Here is a 14,869-nt window from a genome sequence, read left to right on the forward strand (position 1 = left end):
CGCGAGCGCCCTTATCCAGGGTGGATTCTGGGATTCCATACTGACCAGGGTTGAGAGGCTCTGGCTCTTGCCTGTTTTGTAAACTTCCTCATAGCAATTGGAATAGCCGGAATAGAGGCAGCAGAGTCTCAGAACGAGCGCTCAGCATCTCGATAGGTCGCAGACTTCCAATACCCTCAATGATTTTTCTAAAACACAGTTGGAAAACTCACTACCGCCAACGCAGTCATCGATCGCTTTGTTGGTTTGATCTGTCACGCAGCCTGAGTAATTGTGACCCTTGTCTTCCCCGAATTTCTGCCGAAATTTAGCGAGGCAGGATTTGCTCGCTCTTCCAGTCTGCGCGATCCACTTGTCACGATCGATAGGCTCCGCTTGAGCAAGAAGCGTCGACCCAAGCAACATCGCGATGACCAAAGCATATCGCATGTTCTTATCTCCGCCGGTTAAGTCGGACGATACATGAAAACGCTGGACGGCACTCTATATTGGCGCGCCCTAGACTGCTCCGGACTGCCGATGAGACGGGACACGTGGCACAGGACCCCGTTGCGGAGCCAAGACCCGATCGGAGGCGCCATGCAAGTCCGCGCGCCGATTATCGGGGGGCGGAGGTGTCGAATGCAACGGTGTGTCGACGGCGGTGGTGCCCCGAGCGGTCCGAGAAACGGCAACTACAAGCACGGCCGTTTCACCTAGGATTTGCCGGATCCATTGCATTGCAGGCAGACACCGTCGCCTAAAAGCCGGAGTTTCGATCTGTGCGGTTCGTGGCAATCGCTGGAGGTGACGCCCGCGGCAAACATCCTGCTCTGCCTGAATGGTGTGTAGTCATAGGGGTCTTCCACATCTGGCCGTCAGCATGATTGGTGGTGCGCGCGAACGCTTCGCCAACAGCCACTGACCGGGCAGCCAATCCTCGTGGAAGCTAGCGCGGCGCGCGTGGCACAAGCCGTAGGTCAGGATTTCCTTGCGAAGGATAGCCAGCGCGCGCGAACGTCGCGCCGTCCCGGTCTGCGGGTCGATCGGCCAGGCGACGTCGCGACGTGCGTCGAAACGCACCAGCAGGCCCTTGCTCACATCCTGCTCCTTGCCAAAGACGATCAGCTCTTTTGCTCCCATCGGGAGCCTTGTCCGTGACAGGCCTCACAATCCACGCTGATTTCCGTAAAGGTCGTCGATCTTGGCCAGCTTCCTTTCGAGCTGCGCTTCGGCTGACGCTGTACGGATACCCGCCCTTTGGAGTACCGGGACACTCGACGGGTGAATCACGTACGCTTCAATCTCGCGATCGCGTAGCCAGCGCACCAGCCGGAAGCCATCGCGGCCGACCTCATAGGCGACGGCGATCCGCTTGATCGTGTGTCCAGCCTGAGCGGCTTCCTTCGTCCAACGATGGAGAAGCTGCAACAGTCCATCCTGGTCGGCCGTGAGCTTTTTTAGAGACTGGCGTTCGATTCCCGGCACGATCCGGCGACCAGCCAGCTCGACTGGCCCATCTCGATCGCCGCAATCAATGTGGCGTCTTGTTCGAGAGTACCGACTGATCTGCTAAAGTCGTTTCGCTGTGGCATGGACTGCTCCATCGGTTGGCTGCAGCGATGATGGTGCCATTGCTTCTCTGCGCCCATAGGAAGTCGCAATTTCTTACACGCACAAACGTGCCAAAACCGCTCAACAAGCGAACGAGATCGGCGAACCGGCCGGAGGCGAATGATTGAACTCGATGTCTACACTCTCGCGCTTAGCAAGTGGGCGGTTATGGGAAAGGCTAACCCGGCATTGCTCTTCGGCACCAATAACTCCGCACATTTCGCGCCGATCGCGGCCGCGGTCGAGCAGTGCGCGACCGCGCTCGGCGATGGTCTGCAGCAGCTCGCCGAAGAACAAAGTGTTCATTTAGGCCCTATAGCAACACCCATCAGGTGATCAGGCAACCATGTGGCGATACTTGGGAAGATAGACATAATGATAATACCGACTATCATCATCATGACATAGGGCACGGACCCCCACAGCACCGTCTTGGTGGGCACGTCCGGCGCTATGGCGTTGACCACGAACAGGTTCAGCCCGACCGGCGGGGTTATAAGCCCGATTTCCATATTGATGGTCACTATGACGCCGAACCAGACCGGGTCGAAACCGGCGGCCGTAATTATCGGCAGCAGGATCGGTGCGGTCATCAGGATGATGCCGGCGGGCGGAATGAAGCAGCCGCATACCAGCAGGAAGACGTTGATGAGTCCCATCAGCACCCAGCGATTGAGCTGAGCGTCGGCAATGGACTGCGCCAGCGTCTGGGTGATGTAGAGCGAGGTCAGCATGTAGCCGAACAGCACGGCGGTCGCGATGATCATCAGAATCATCACCGACTCGCGCGTCGTCGAGCGCAGTATCTGCCACCAGGCCGTCGGGCTCCACATCCGGTAGATTACTACGGCCAGAAGGACGCACAGTGCGGCGCCGACGCCTGCCGCTTCCGACGGCGTCGCGATGCCGCCATACAGCACGTACATCACCCCGATCACGATCACCAGGAAGGGCGCAACTTTCGGAATCGATTCAAGCTTCTCGCGCCAGGTGAACCGGAATCCTGCCTCGTATGCACGGAAGCCTTTGTACCAAATGTAGGCCAGCGTCCACAGCATGAAGAGGCCAGTCAGCAACAAGCCCGGCAGCACCCCGGCCAGGAACAGACGGCCGATAGAGGTTTCGGTCGCGATGCCGTAGAGGATGAAGGTGATCGACGGCGGGATCAGAATGCCGAGCGTGCCGCCGGCGCAGATCGACCCGGTTGCCACTTCGTCCGGATAACCACGGGCGCGCATCTCCGGTATGCCCATCTTGCCAATGGCGGCGCAGGTTGCCGGCGAGGAGCCGGTCAGCGCCGCGAACAGCGCGCAAGCGCCGATATTGGAAATCACCAGCCCGCCAGGCACCCGGTAAAGCCAGCGATCGAGCGCGATATAGAGATCCTTGCCGGCCGGCGACGAGCCGATCGCCGCCCCCATCATGATGAACATCGGAATGGAAACGAGCGTGAAATCATTCAAGCCCGAATAGAGCGTCTCTGCCGCAACCCGCAGCGAATCGGTGCCTTGGAACAGCACCAGAAACGCAACGCCAACGGCGCCGAGCGCAAAGGCGACCGGCGCGCCGGTCAGTAGTACCAGCACCGTGGTGACGAGCACGAGGACGCCTTGAGCAGCCGGGCTCATATGCCGACTCCCGGAATGTTCACATCGGTCCCGCTCTCAGGCAGGCTTGCGTCGACGGAGCGCTCATTAACCTCGATGCCAAATGGCGGCTCGCGGCCGGTGAGCAGATTGAGCAGATCGGCGACATACTGCAGCGTGAGAATCCCCAAGCCCACCGGCATGGCACCGTAGGGAATCCACAGCCGCGCTCGCCACATGGTATCGGACACCCACCGGCCCTCGTAGGCCTCATACCAGAATTGAAAGGTGAGCACGGTCATTAACAGACAAAAGCCCAGCGAGACCGTGATCGCGCAAATGGCGAGCCAGTATCGCGCGCGTTCGCCGACATAGATCGGCAACACATCCACGTTCACGTGGCCCTTGGTCAGCAGCACGTACGGCGCGCCGATGAAGGTGGCCGCAATCAGGCTGTAGGTGACGAAATCGGTCTGCCAGATCGTGTTCGCGCCGAGCACATAGCGGATGAACACCATCTGACAGACAATGATCACGGCGACCGCCGTCAATGCTGCCGCGAAAATTCCGCAGGCTTGCGATATCAGCGTTACAAGTCGATTGAGAATGTTCATCCGTCCCCCCGCTCCTGTGAGCGCAAAGAGATTGACCGGCGAACGGCCGGCCGATCCTTATCGAAGGAGCGTTACTTGACTGCCAACGCCTCGTCGATCAGCTTCTTGCCGTCGGGCACTTCCTTGGCGAACTCGGCGTAAGAGCTTTTTTGTGCCACGTCGAGCCAAGCCTGGTACTCAGCCGCCGACAGGGTAATGACTTCGATCTTGTTGTCCTGGAAGGTCTTGACCATCTTTTCGTCGAGACCCTTGCTCTCCTTCGCGAAATATTCTTCCGACTTCTTGCCGGCCTTGAGCAGCACGTCCTGTTGCTGCTTGTTGAGCTTGCCGAATGCCTTCTTCGACATCAACACCGGCTCGTACATGAACCACAGCGCATTTTCGCCCGGAGCGGTGATGCACTTGACCTGTTCGTAGATGCGGAACGAGACGAAACTGCCGGTCGAGGTGTCGGTGGCCTCCGCGACGCCCGTCTGCAGCGCGTTATAGACTTCGTTCGACGGGATCGAGACGATCGAAGCGCCTGCGGCCTGCCACATGGCCGCGAAGGTTGGGCCGGCGGAGCGGATCTTCACGCCCTTGATGTCTTCCGGCTTGCGGATGCAGCCTTTCTTGGAGGCCACAGCGCCGGCGAGCCAGGCATCGGCGAGCACGATGACGCCGGCCTTCTCGATCTTGGCCTTGATGTCCTTCATGAACGGCGAGTTCGCCATTCGCGCGGCGCGGTCATGGCTGCGGACGAGGCCCGGCATCAGAGTAGCACCGAAGTCACGCACCTTGCCGCTGGCGTAATCGAGCGGGAATGACGAGATGTCGAGTTGGCCGTTGACCATGGCGTTCCACTGGTCGTTCGGCTTGAATAACGAGGCGCCCGGATAGACCTGGATATCGAGGCCGACATTGGCGGCCTTGGCTTCCTTGGCGATGATTTGCACCATCTCGTCACGCGGATCGCCCTTGCCGCCCGGAAATTGGTGAGAGGCTTTCAGCGTCACTTGCGCTTGAACCGGTACCGACATCAGGATGGCGACTGCCGCGGCGAAAAATATTGTCGTGACGTTCCTCATGTTGTGTTCCTTCTCCATGGAGGCTTTATTGGCAGTGAGCGTACCGCTGCGTTTGGTCGATCGAACAATAACCAAATTTGCCCGTCGCGCCCAATTTCACATTGGGCCACCGGTGCGGCACGGCGCCATAGGGCCCGCGCTCCTATAACCCATGCAACCAATACACTATTCCGGCTATGGCCAGCGCCGACCGATGATCTTATGACGCTGAGTCTGCGATGCTCAACGATTTTGAGGTCAACGAGCGTTTTTCTAAAGGTCTGGAGATCAACAAGCGCGCCTTCCTCGTCGGCACCCATCAGTCGGCTATATCCAGCGACATCCGCCGAAACATGACCCCTCCAATGTCATGTGGATCAAAGACTTATCATGCAGATCGGCGTCGGGACCACACGCCGAACAGCAGCCGAAGCCCGCACGCGCCAGGTAAGCGATTTAGATTGTCGCTGGTAACCTCTGTCGCGGCGCTTTTGAAGGCTTCGACCAGCACTCGACTAGCCCATTCTTCACCACGGGTCGGGGCCATGACCTCAAGCACCGCCTCGTTGATCTCTAGGCCCTCCTTCTGCGGGGGCGCCCGCCCTTGTACCGCATGCCGACCGTGAGGTCGTCGAACCATTGGATCATGAGATCCTCCACGACAGAGCCTGTAAACATTGTGCCCCCGTAGTAGCATTGGAGCAAGCGGCGGCGGCCGACCCCAAGTCATCGAAATCCGCGAACTTTCGCCGCGCTCAGGTTCTGATGAGGGATAACATCGATTTAGACAAGCACGTTCACGACGCCTCGTATTGTTTCAAAAGGCCAGCACACCGCCGGTTGCTGTGGGCAAACCTTGGCGGTAGCGCGTGCAGTGCGCGTCGACATTTCGCCAAGTCGCCTATTGCTACCCGGATCGACGAAGTGCGCTTGCCTCCCTGCCGCAGATCGCCTTGGACCGTAAACGTCCTTTTCCGCTTTCCGACTACAACAAAGAAGCCCTTGAGCTCGGTATCTCTGGCCAGATACCAGCCGTCCTTCGGAGCGGGTAGTCGAGCGATTGCCTCGTCAGACGCCAGAGTGGAAGACGGTGCCGGTAGTCGAGGAACTGCGGGTGAATTGTTTGGTCGACGAAAAATATTCCACGATCGGTGGGGACGGTGACGGCCGTCACGCATCAACACCGCTGGAAGCCTTACAGGAGCGCACACCCTTGTTTGTCGGGGATATCCTGACGCAAGCGGAGGCCAAGGTCGGGTACAACACGGAACGATTCGATTGGTGGGATTTCGGGACAGGGCGATCGAATGGAAGAATGCGCGAGAAAGGCGTGGGTCGTAAGCATCGGCCGGCGCCAAAGAGGTGGTGTATTCTTTGAGTACTGCTTTTTCTACGTGGGGCATCCGACCAGGCAATCGGCAGTGGACGCAGTGCGCCGCAGTCTGAGTTCGCAAATCGATCTTCGGCGGGTGAAAGCAGAGCGGGAGTTGAGTTCAGACGAAATCGCCAAGGAAGGCTTGCGATACCGGCAAGTGAAGTATGCTGCTAAAGGCTCCGCCCCGCCGTGAAGAAGCTTGGAGGATCAATTCCTCTCCTCCGGCCGGAGCGGCCATGGTTCGTCGTTTAGCCCCTTGTGCGACAGCCTTGGTCGCGTCTGGTCGCGGCTCGGTGCAAGCGCTTCTTTTGTGAAAAGGAAAGCGGCACTAAGGATAATCGCCGCGTTCTCACACCAACTTCTCACTGCGGCCAGGCGATATCGTGATTGTGTCGGCTCTCGATCGTCTCACGCGGGGCGGCCCCTTCAAGATGCTGAGCGTCCTCGCCGAGATCACATCGCGTGGTGCGGCTTATAAATTTCTGGCGGAGCCGTGGGCGGACACCACGCACGAATTGGGCGAAGTGCTAGCCGCACTGGTCGGGTACATCGCTCGAAAGACACGAGAGGACATTCTTGGGCGGACCGCCGCCGGTCGCGAGCGAGCCCGGCTGCGCGGTGTGAAGTTTGGCGCAGCCCAAGCTCTGCCGGAGCAACAAAGTCAGGCGCTTCGCCGACGCCAATCCGGAGAGCGCCTGAAGTCAATAGCGGCCTGTTTCAAGGTCAGCTCGACGATGATAGCCAGGCTCAAGCCGAAAGCGTCTAGAAACGCCTCCTAGCGTGGTTTCCGGGTCAAGCCACGGCCAATGCCCAGACCTGGGCATTGGCGATGCCCGGCCCATTGCGCCGTCACAGATGGCACGTCAAGGGCGGCTTGCCGCTCGTATCACCTTTGATGTGGCGACGGGACGGAGCTGCCCCGGCAAGGATCACTCGGCCGAGTTCACGCGGATTTCGGATTGGACGAGCCTGCATCCCTTAGCTTCGGCGCAGCGGTCCATCGGAACAACAAGCATCTCCCTCAACCGGCGTTGCTTCTCTCCTTGGGAAAAAGGGGGCGCTAACTGATCGGCTCTTCTCCGAATCTCACTTTCCAAAGCGGCTCGCTGGTCAAGAGTAAGAGCCTTCCCAGCAGTCATTAAAAGGAAACCGACTAGGTCATGCCGCTGTAAGTCCAAATCCAGAATGATGAGCCCGAAAGGACCATCGGGGATGCTCACCCGCTTGAAAATGCAATCATAGCTGTTCTGGCAAAGCGAATATTGCTTCAAGTTCACATACCGCATGCTGCATTCCGGAGGCGTTTCCAAACGAACGACGCAGACCGCCAGATCCGGCGGAGCATTTTTGTTGGGGATGGGAATGGCCGTCGGACCGCGCCCCCCGCCAAGGCCTGGAATGCCGTCCCAGGGCTCTCCGTTGGCCTTCGTGTGGTCGGCCGCCACGGTGATGCTGATGGGTTCCCCTTCACCGGCTAGGCAGTAGGCGGGGAACACCAAAATGAACAAAATGGCCCACAAAGACCATCGGCTTATGCGCGAATGCCAACTAGCGACTCGGTAAGAGCGCCTGAACAAGCACAACTGGTGTGTTTGCATATTGCGCATCCGACAGGTTTTTCCTGACGCGGGCTCGCGGTTCATTGATCATCCCTTTGCGAGATCAACATATTCTCGCGTACGGGTGCGTCAACGCCTAAGCGACAAGCTCTATGGCAGAGCGCCTAAGAGAGGTACTTGTGAATTAAGCGGATTTTGATTCCGCAGTATGTAAGTCGCCGAGCTTTGGGTAATACTTCAAACCGGCACCATCAGCGAATGTCGGTATCGGTGGGTGCGAGTCCTCGATTTGAACCTATTTCCGATTGCCTTGCCTGGAGTTCACTCCGACCGCTAGCTTCAGGCGGCCTCGCGCCCGAATGCCCCATCAGCCAGGGCGCCGTTGGGTTCGATCTGAAGAGTTCGGCGTGAGGCTCTGCGACCAAGCCAATTGCGAACTGTGGTCTTTCGGACAAGCGTTTCCCCCAGAGCCGCAAATACAGCCCCACTGATTGCTTGCTGTTGGCTGCGCAGATGATCTTCGAGGAGTTTGTGCCGGGTGATGTAGCCGGCATTCACGCCGGGAATGGCATGGTTCATCAGCAGCTTTGCATCGAACTCCGACACGCCGGCCGCGGTCGCAATAGTTCGGAAGCTCTGGCGAAGATCGTTGCCCCACTTCGACAGCGTGCCTCGATCCTCCTTTTGCTCGACGAGGTGCCCTGATGCGCTGTCGGCGGGGAATATCCATTCTGCAGCCTGCGACGGATACATCTGCCGCCCGCAACGCATGGCCCGAACCAGGCACAGGACCATTTCGCGTGAGAGCGGGATATCGAAAGCCCGCTTGGCGCCGCCTTTGGGCTTGGGGATATGCACCATGCGCCGTCCAAAATTGACGTGGTTGGGTTGGATCTCCTGCAGCGCGGTAGGCCGACACCCGGAGAGCAACGTGAACAGATGGAACTCGCGGCGGATCGGATTGTCGAGAGCCGCCAATTCGGCAAACCATCCTTTCAGGTCACTGGTCCCCATCCCCGTGTCGCGACGGTTCTCTCCGTTCCAATCAATCGCATTGACGGGATTGTCGGCGGGCAATGATTTGTTGGATTTGCGAGCGTGATTGTAGATGGCGCGCAATGTTCGCATGCTGCCGTTAGCGATATAGGGGCCGCTTTCCTTCGTAATGTCGTCGTGCTTCGTAACCACTTTGACTGGATCTAAACTAAGTTCCAGCAGCGGCGAATCGAGCCATTCCACGAATACGCGTTCAACGTGATCCCTATAGCTTTCGATGGTGCGTTCGCTTCGGCCCTTCCGGATCATGTGGGCGTCCCGGTATCGCTCCCAGGCTTGCCGGAGGGTGATCCCTCCCGAAGAAGCGGTAGCACCCCCCTCGGCGGTTGCTGGCTCACCCGTTGCCGAGCCGAGCTTGTTGGCTTTCGGATGCTGTCCTCGGCTGATTTGTGCCAAATAGTCCTTGGCGGTAGCGCGTGCCGAGCGCGTCGATATTTCGCTAGTGTCGCCTATCGCTACCCGGATCGACGAGGCGCGCTTGCCTCCCTGTCGCAGGTCGCCTTGGACCGTAAACGTCCTTTTCCGCTTTCCAACGACGACGAAGAAGCCCTTCAGCTCGGTATCTCTGGCCAGATACCAGCCTTCTTTCGGAGCGGGCAGTCGAGCGATTGCCTTGTCGGTCAGCAGAATCCGGACATCAGCCATGGGGTAATCCAGGGACTAAAACGGTTTTCAAACGGTTTTGGCGAGGTGGGGAGTTCGGAGGTTTGGGCGCGACGGAGTGCGAAGATATGCGAGAAAGGCCCTAAAATAAAGGGCTACTTGCTCTCTCGTCGCGCTGCGGCGTACACTTGAAAAGTGCAGCGAAGGGATATTTTTGAACTACGAATCTGGGGGTCAGGAGTTCGAATCTCTTCGGGCGCGCCATTTTTCAATAAATCAAAGAGATATGACTGGGAAAAGCGCCGACATTCGTTTGGGCGATTTTCCGCGTGTGGGGTATGGGCTGGGGTGCGGTAGATCGGCGGTTGAGCCGAGTGCGCATTGAGCAAATCGTGAAACTTCGCCGATTGCTTTGGACCTTGATTCCCCGTGCGGCGGTTCGAATTCTCCCACCCCCGCCAGCAATTTCAGACACTTCTGCATTTGGAGCAGGGCGTTCCGGCAGGTGATCCTCTGCCTATTCGGACTCTACTCTACTTTCGGTCTTCGGTTCGCGCTTAGTGATTAGAGGTCTGCTTCTTGAACCTTTGCGATTCCTTCGTTTTCTGGTGAACGGCATGCTGGTCGGCACCAGCATCGTCTTCTACGCCGGCGCTAACGACATCCTCGGCGGCTTCGGATCGCTGCGGATCGAGCACGACATGAGTGCGCGCCTCGCTCTGTTCGCCGAGGCCCTGTTCGAGGACACCGGCTCAAGCCGCCTCCTCGCCTCAGGCGGATTGAAGCTGCGGTTCTGAGGGCCGCGCCGCACCATGCGGCCTGCCCTTCGCGCTGAAACCGGCGTTCACAGCATCGCCGCGAATTCGGCCGGCACTGCGTGCGGACCGGCCTGCGCGCAGCAGGAGTCACACGGCGTTTATGTGTTGAATCGCCGAATTGCCGGACCACTTCCTTTGTCCCCAGGTCTTGTTGATTGTGATTGCCTGGAATCACCAGCCTTGCCTAATAGTTTCAGGAGAATCCTCCCCCAGAAATGCCGACGGGAAGGGCAAGCAACGCGGATGGGGAAACATGACGCGCATTCGTGATCTGGCCCGGGCTTCGGTCGCCACAGCGGCCGTCCTCACATCGGCGCAACACGCACGCGCGCAGAGTTTCACAATTCCAGCCGGCACCACGGAGACAGTCGGCCAGGTCCTGGGCGGCAACGGCGCCATCGGCATTGTGGCACCGGGCGGGACGATCTTGACCTTCTCGAACAACGAACATGGCATCGCCGCTACCGGCGCCTTTGCTACAATCGTCAACGGCGGGACAATCTCGACCATCCGCGGCGGTGCCTTTGGCATCGACTCGCAAGGCGCCTTCGCCACGATCCGCAACAGCGGGACGATCTCGACCGCCGGGTTCCAAGCGTATGGCATCCGGTCCACCGGCGCCAATACGACGATCGCCAACAGCGGGTCGATCGCGACTGCGGGGCCCATTTCCTATGGCATCGCGTCCAACGGCACCAATATAACGATCATCAATAGTGGGACGATCTCGACTGTCGCGGCCTCTGCCTTTGCCATCGAGTCCCAGGGCGACTTTGCCACGATCACCAACAGCGGGACGATCTCGACCGCGGGGCTTGATGCCGACGCCATCGTGTCCGTTGGCGCCGGTGCCACGATCCGCAACAACGGGACGATCAGGACCTCCGGGGCCGAGGCCGACGGCATCTGGTCCAGCGGCGCCAATGCCACGATCGTCAATGGCGGCGCAGTGCTTGCGACCGGGGATGACGGTCATTCCATCATCGTCCGCGGCGCGAACTCCTCGCTGACCTTGCTGCGCGGTTCGGTGTTGCAGGGTGACCTGTGGGTGTTGTTGCCCGCCGCCAACATTCGCCTCTCCATCGCGCCCGGATTGAGCGCCGCACTGCGCTTCGATCTCACCGACCTGGCCGGAGTGCCCGGCGTCATGCCCACCTCTATCGATGCCGGCGGCATGCCGCTCGCGGTCAATGCGGCGAGCGGACTTCTCGCCACCGCCGATGTCTCGGCCCTGCGCGGCCAAAGCCAGATGCTGGGCGATCTCACCGGCGGCATCTTCGCAGCGGTGGACGGACGTCGCGGCCCGGGCGCGGCGGCGGTGCCGGTCGCCTATGCGGCCGAGACCGGCACAGACGCGGCCGCACGTACCGCCTTCGCCGCGGACTTCCGCAAGGACGAAGCACGCTACGAGCGCACCATCTGGCTGAAGGGATTCGGCGCCACCCGCAGCGAGAACGGTTCAGGCTCCTCGGTCGATCAGGACCAGAGACTCGCCGGCGCCGTGTCCGGTGTCGATCTCCTCGCCTCCGCCAGCGGCAAGGCCGGCCTGTTCTTCGGCGGCGCCTTCGGCCGCACCGACGTGCCGCAGAGTCAGGAGATCACCGCAACCAGCGCCATCGGCGGCGCCTATGCCACCGCCTGGTTCGGCAGCGCGACGCTCGATCTCGCGCTTGCCTTCGGCTGGACGCGTTATGACAGTTCGCGCCGCGTCGCCGACAACGCCGTCGCCGGCGGCATCGCCAACGCCACCGCCGACTATGACGGCGTCTTCATCGCTCCGCGCATCGCCCTCACCCAGCCCTTCCTGATCGGAGCGCAGGTCTTCGAGGCGAAGCTGTCGGGACATTATGCCGGGCTGTTCCTCGACGGCTTCACCGAGACCGGCTCGATCGGCGCATTGTCGGTGAACAAGCGCGACCTGCATCTGTTCATCGGCCGCGCCGGATTGTCGATGCCGCTGGAGCAGGGCTGGAGTTATGGGCTGACGCGCGTCATCCCCACCATCGGCATCGAAGGACGCGTGCAGACAGGCGACACGCTGGTGAACGGTACGCTGATCGGAACCGGCATCGTGTTCGATGCCGGCGCTAACGACATCCTCAGCGGCTTCGGATCGCTGCGCATCGAGCACGACATGAGTGCGCGCCTCGCTCTGTTCGCCGAGGCCGAGGCGCTGTTCGAGAACACCGGCTCATCGCGCATTCTTGCCGCCGGCGGATTGAAGCTGCGATTCTGAGAGAGCACCAGCGGGAAAGCAAACAACAGGGGACACGATGACGCGGAGGGAGACACGGGAAGCAGCGCATTCGCACTGACATATGGCAGCAACGGCACCACCGTCACCCGCACCGAGCTTGGCGCGCACATCGAGCGTTCATTCGCATTGAACGCCGCGCTGCCTGGGCGCATGACGAAGGCATCCCGGGCCGGGAAGCATTTTCGTCTGATTTCCTGCCTGCTTGTGCGAGGTGAGACAGGGGGCGCCCGACTACCCGCGTCCCGCCCCTGACGAAGGCAAGAGCGGGATACGAAGTATCTTGAAGCCTGGAATCTCAGAACTCCATACCTCCGCCGCTTCCGGAGGCCCAACAGTCACGACTGCAGCCGGCACCTCTCCATCGATCACCCGCAAGATAGCCAGGGTTGTGCCCTCGCTCATTTGAACATCAGCTGCGCCCGCTGCCACGATCGCAGTCCTTACACCAACGATAGAATCAGATGGCGAGACATCGATCGCAACGATTTTATTGGTTAGGTCGGATGCCGACATGATTTCAGGGCGAACGACTAGAACGGCAACCCGTTGGTCGGCGTTGGTTGGCGGCGCAGCCGCGATCGTTTCATCAGAAGGGGGAATGGCTGGCGCGGAATCAGAGGGATTAGTAATGCTGTCCGCCTTCTCCGGTGCCGGAGTGGCGGTCGCGGTGGTCAGGTCCTCAACGGCCGCGGCGGTCGCAGCCTGCTTCGGTGTCATTCCAGCTTCAGACTGAGAGGTCGGATTTGGTGCCGGCAACGGAACAGTTATTCTTTCAGAGGAGGTGGGCTTCTGTTCTGCACGCTCTCCGGACTGCAGATCGGCCTGTCTGGCCGGCGGTGCCTCAATGCGGGTTGGCGCTGTTTTCTTCGCCACACGAGCCGGCGCTTTCGGGGCGCTCCCTCGTATCCCTGTGTGTTGAGATTTGCCCTTCAACGATTGTTTATCAGACCGCGAGGGTAACGGCTGCGCAGAAGCGGGACGTACTTGCCTGGACATAGACACCTGTCGGGACCAGGCCATGTATGACTGGCAAGCACTGTTGCATGGTAGCCCGTCAATATACACGGTACCGGGTGAATCAAGCGGCGCAGCCTGGGAGGCTCCAATTGAGCTAATGAACAGGATGCAGGTCAGCAACATCAGTTGTTTCGGCATGACACACTACTCCATGCTGATAGTCCGACTCCGCCCCAATCAAATACGAGAGATAAGCTGCTCGAGTTTCGCGGCTGAACTCATTCTTCTAAGTTCGCCCAGTCTAATAGCTCAAGCGCCGCTGGCGTGAACTTCACGAACATTAGAAAGCCGCGGACCGCGCGTGATAAAAAAGAGTAAGCGATCCTACCTCAAGTGTAAGTGCACTAGTCTACACAAAGATCAACAAGGGCACTCCCTGGAAATTGGCCTGGACGATGCTCGTTCGCTTATTCCAATCTATCCTGTGGCGGTGCCGGCGAAGTTTCCGAGGCGATTTCACGCTGCTTGCAAACATAAATCTATTTCGGAAGCGTCGGTCTTGCCGCTTCGAACAGCGGCACGGCGGATTTGTCGTACGACCTTCGAAGTGCTGCGGTCCATTCTCAACGATGCTCAGGGCCAGAGCGGCATTGAGATCCTGACGAGTTGGCACCGCGGCGTCCGCCGGTTTGGGCATGTTTTGCAGGCCCAGTTTGACGGTGACTTTGTTGGCCAGCATCTCGTCGAATTCAAGAGATGGGAGACCATGCGCTCCCGGATCGCGGGTGTTGTGACCTTGCTGAGTTCGAACGTTAGCGCGGCGGCGATATGCGCCTGCTCTCCCATGGTCTGACTGATGAAAAATTGTCGGGCCTTGCTGTAGTGGTCCGCAATTCTCGGACCTGGCCGGTCGAACCCGACCCGGCGCCTTCGCACCGGGGCCGGGCTTCGCACCGGCCCGGGGGGTATAAGGGGGTGTGCGAAGCACATAGGTTGCGAAGCGGTACGAAGCCGGGTGCGAGGCTGCCGATAGAGATCAAAGATAGGGGGTTCAGCGCTCTATCCCGGAGAGCGCGCACTATTGATAAACCTGATCAATTTCCTTGCGGCGTCGTCCACATTGTCCCAATGCCTGACTTCGGTTCTGTAGCGCGCAACGATTCCGTAGTTTTTCGCGATACTTAGTCGCATAGCGAACTTGCTCCAAGGGGTTCAGCGCTCTTTCGCCAACAGCGTGCATGTCGGCATCGTTTGGCTATGTGCCTGCAGAATCTGATTATTTTCTTTTTCCGCGCTGCCCCATTGTCGGCAACGTCAAGAATGCGGTCAATCAAACCTACCGCTCGAAGAATCGGCAGCGCCAGATTGAAAGGTTTAGCTATGCGCCATCCCCAACGGCTCCACA

13 protein-coding genes and 1 pseudogene are annotated in these 14,869 nt (G+C 59.5%); 3 read left to right on the forward strand and 11 right to left on the reverse strand.

The window, feature by feature from the left end:
• Positions 1-141 precede the first annotated feature (141 nt).
• From IVB22_RS09290 to dctP, 7 genes are all read right to left on the reverse strand, one after another.
• Positions 142-429, reverse strand: a complete 288-nt coding sequence (locus tag IVB22_RS09290; RefSeq protein ID WP_247517031.1) for a hypothetical protein — start codon at positions 427-429, stop codon at positions 142-144.
• 402 nt (positions 430-831) lie between these two features.
• Positions 832-1,122, reverse strand: coding sequence for a hypothetical protein (locus IVB22_RS09295; RefSeq protein WP_247517032.1), 291 nt, complete (start codon positions 1,120-1,122; stop codon positions 832-834).
• 24 nt (positions 1,123-1,146) lie between these two features.
• The gene (locus IVB22_RS09300) at positions 1,147-1,467 is read right to left on the reverse strand and encodes a hypothetical protein (RefSeq protein ID WP_247517033.1); all 321 of its coding nucleotides are present in this window, start codon (positions 1,465-1,467) and stop codon (positions 1,147-1,149) included.
• Between the two features lie 207 nt (positions 1,468-1,674).
• Positions 1,675-1,899, reverse strand: a complete 225-nt coding sequence (locus IVB22_RS09305) for a hypothetical protein (RefSeq protein ID WP_247517034.1) — start codon at positions 1,897-1,899, stop codon at positions 1,675-1,677.
• The gene (locus tag IVB22_RS09310; RefSeq protein ID WP_247517035.1) at positions 1,896-3,221 is read right to left on the reverse strand and encodes a TRAP transporter large permease; all 1,326 of its coding nucleotides are present in this window, start codon (positions 3,219-3,221) and stop codon (positions 1,896-1,898) included. Before IVB22_RS09310 ends, IVB22_RS09305 begins: the two co-directional genes overlap by 4 nt.
• Complete coding sequence (locus IVB22_RS09315; protein ID WP_247517036.1) at positions 3,218-3,730, reverse strand: TRAP transporter small permease; 513 nt, start codon at positions 3,728-3,730, stop codon at positions 3,218-3,220. Before IVB22_RS09315 ends, IVB22_RS09310 begins: the two co-directional genes overlap by 4 nt.
• Before the next feature lie 134 nt (positions 3,731-3,864).
• A complete protein-coding gene (gene dctP, locus IVB22_RS09320; RefSeq protein ID WP_247517037.1) occupies positions 3,865-4,860 on the reverse strand; it encodes a TRAP transporter substrate-binding protein DctP in 996 nt (331 codons plus the stop codon).
• A gap of 1,743 nt (positions 4,861-6,603) precedes the next feature.
• Between dctP and IVB22_RS09325 the strand changes: the two genes are divergently transcribed.
• Complete coding sequence (locus tag IVB22_RS09325; protein WP_247517038.1) at positions 6,604-6,993, forward strand: recombinase family protein; 390 nt, start codon at positions 6,604-6,606, stop codon at positions 6,991-6,993.
• A gap of 150 nt (positions 6,994-7,143) precedes the next feature.
• Here the strand turns inward: IVB22_RS09325 and IVB22_RS09330 are convergent, their stop codons facing one another.
• Together IVB22_RS09330 and IVB22_RS09335 are read right to left on the reverse strand one after the other, a co-directional pair.
• A complete protein-coding gene (locus tag IVB22_RS09330; protein ID WP_247517039.1) occupies positions 7,144-7,857 on the reverse strand; it encodes a hypothetical protein in 714 nt (237 codons plus the stop codon).
• 255 nt (positions 7,858-8,112) lie between these two features.
• Positions 8,113-9,474 carry an integrase family protein gene (locus IVB22_RS09335; protein ID WP_247517040.1) on the reverse strand — a complete coding sequence of 454 codons (1,362 nt, stop codon included), beginning with the start codon at positions 9,472-9,474 and terminating at the stop codon, positions 8,113-8,115.
• A 575-nt stretch (positions 9,475-10,049) separates the two neighbouring features.
• On the opposite strand from IVB22_RS09335, the gene IVB22_RS09340 reads away from it, so the two are divergent.
• Positions 10,050-10,229, forward strand: a complete 180-nt coding sequence (locus IVB22_RS09340; protein ID WP_247517041.1) for a hypothetical protein — start codon at positions 10,050-10,052, stop codon at positions 10,227-10,229.
• Between the two features lie 274 nt (positions 10,230-10,503).
• On the forward strand, positions 10,504-12,486 hold the full coding sequence (locus IVB22_RS09345) for an autotransporter outer membrane beta-barrel domain-containing protein (RefSeq protein WP_247517042.1): 1,983 nt from the start codon (positions 10,504-10,506) through the stop codon (positions 12,484-12,486).
• Positions 12,487-12,738: 252 nt separating this feature from the next.
• Here the strand turns inward: IVB22_RS09345 and IVB22_RS09350 are convergent, their stop codons facing one another.
• Both IVB22_RS09350 and IVB22_RS09355 read right to left on the reverse strand, forming a co-directional pair.
• A complete protein-coding gene (locus tag IVB22_RS09350; RefSeq protein ID WP_247517043.1) occupies positions 12,739-13,224 on the reverse strand; it encodes a hypothetical protein in 486 nt (161 codons plus the stop codon).
• Positions 13,225-14,059: 835 nt separating this feature from the next.
• A pseudogene (locus IVB22_RS09355) lies at positions 14,060-14,355 on the reverse strand (catalase-related domain-containing protein); the annotation flags it as partial.
• Positions 14,356-14,869 lie beyond the last annotated feature (514 nt).

This window comes from Bradyrhizobium sp. 190, assembly GCF_023073415.1.
GTDB lineage: Bacteria > Pseudomonadota > Alphaproteobacteria > Rhizobiales > Xanthobacteraceae > Bradyrhizobium.

Excerpts from the sequence above, each read along its gene's own strand:
- IVB22_RS09290 (WP_247517031.1), bottom strand. The coding sequence starts at position 429 with ATGCGATATGCTTTGGTCATCGCGATGTTGCTTGGGTCGACGCTTCTT.
- IVB22_RS09295 (WP_247517032.1), bottom strand. The coding sequence starts at position 1,122 with ATGGGAGCAAAAGAGCTGATCGTCTTTGGCAAGGAGCAGGATGTGAGC.
- IVB22_RS09305 (WP_247517034.1), bottom strand. The coding sequence starts at position 1,899 with ATGAACACTTTGTTCTTCGGCGAGCTGCTGCAGACCATCGCCGAGCGC.
- IVB22_RS09310 (WP_247517035.1), bottom strand. The coding sequence starts at position 3,221 with ATGAGCCCGGCTGCTCAAGGCGTCCTCGTGCTCGTCACCACGGTGCTG.
- dctP (WP_247517037.1), bottom strand. The coding sequence starts at position 4,860 with ATGAGGAACGTCACGACAATATTTTTCGCCGCGGCAGTCGCCATCCTG.
- IVB22_RS09330 (WP_247517039.1), bottom strand. The coding sequence starts at position 7,857 with ATGAACCGCGAGCCCGCGTCAGGAAAAACCTGTCGGATGCGCAATATG.
- IVB22_RS09335 (WP_247517040.1), bottom strand. The coding sequence starts at position 9,474 with ATGGCTGATGTCCGGATTCTGCTGACCGACAAGGCAATCGCTCGACTG.
- IVB22_RS09340 (WP_247517041.1), top strand. The coding sequence starts at position 10,050 with ATGCTGGTCGGCACCAGCATCGTCTTCTACGCCGGCGCTAACGACATC.
- IVB22_RS09345 (WP_247517042.1), top strand. The coding sequence starts at position 10,504 with ATGACGCGCATTCGTGATCTGGCCCGGGCTTCGGTCGCCACAGCGGCC.
- IVB22_RS09350 (WP_247517043.1), bottom strand. The coding sequence starts at position 13,224 with ATGACACCGAAGCAGGCTGCGACCGCCGCGGCCGTTGAGGACCTGACC.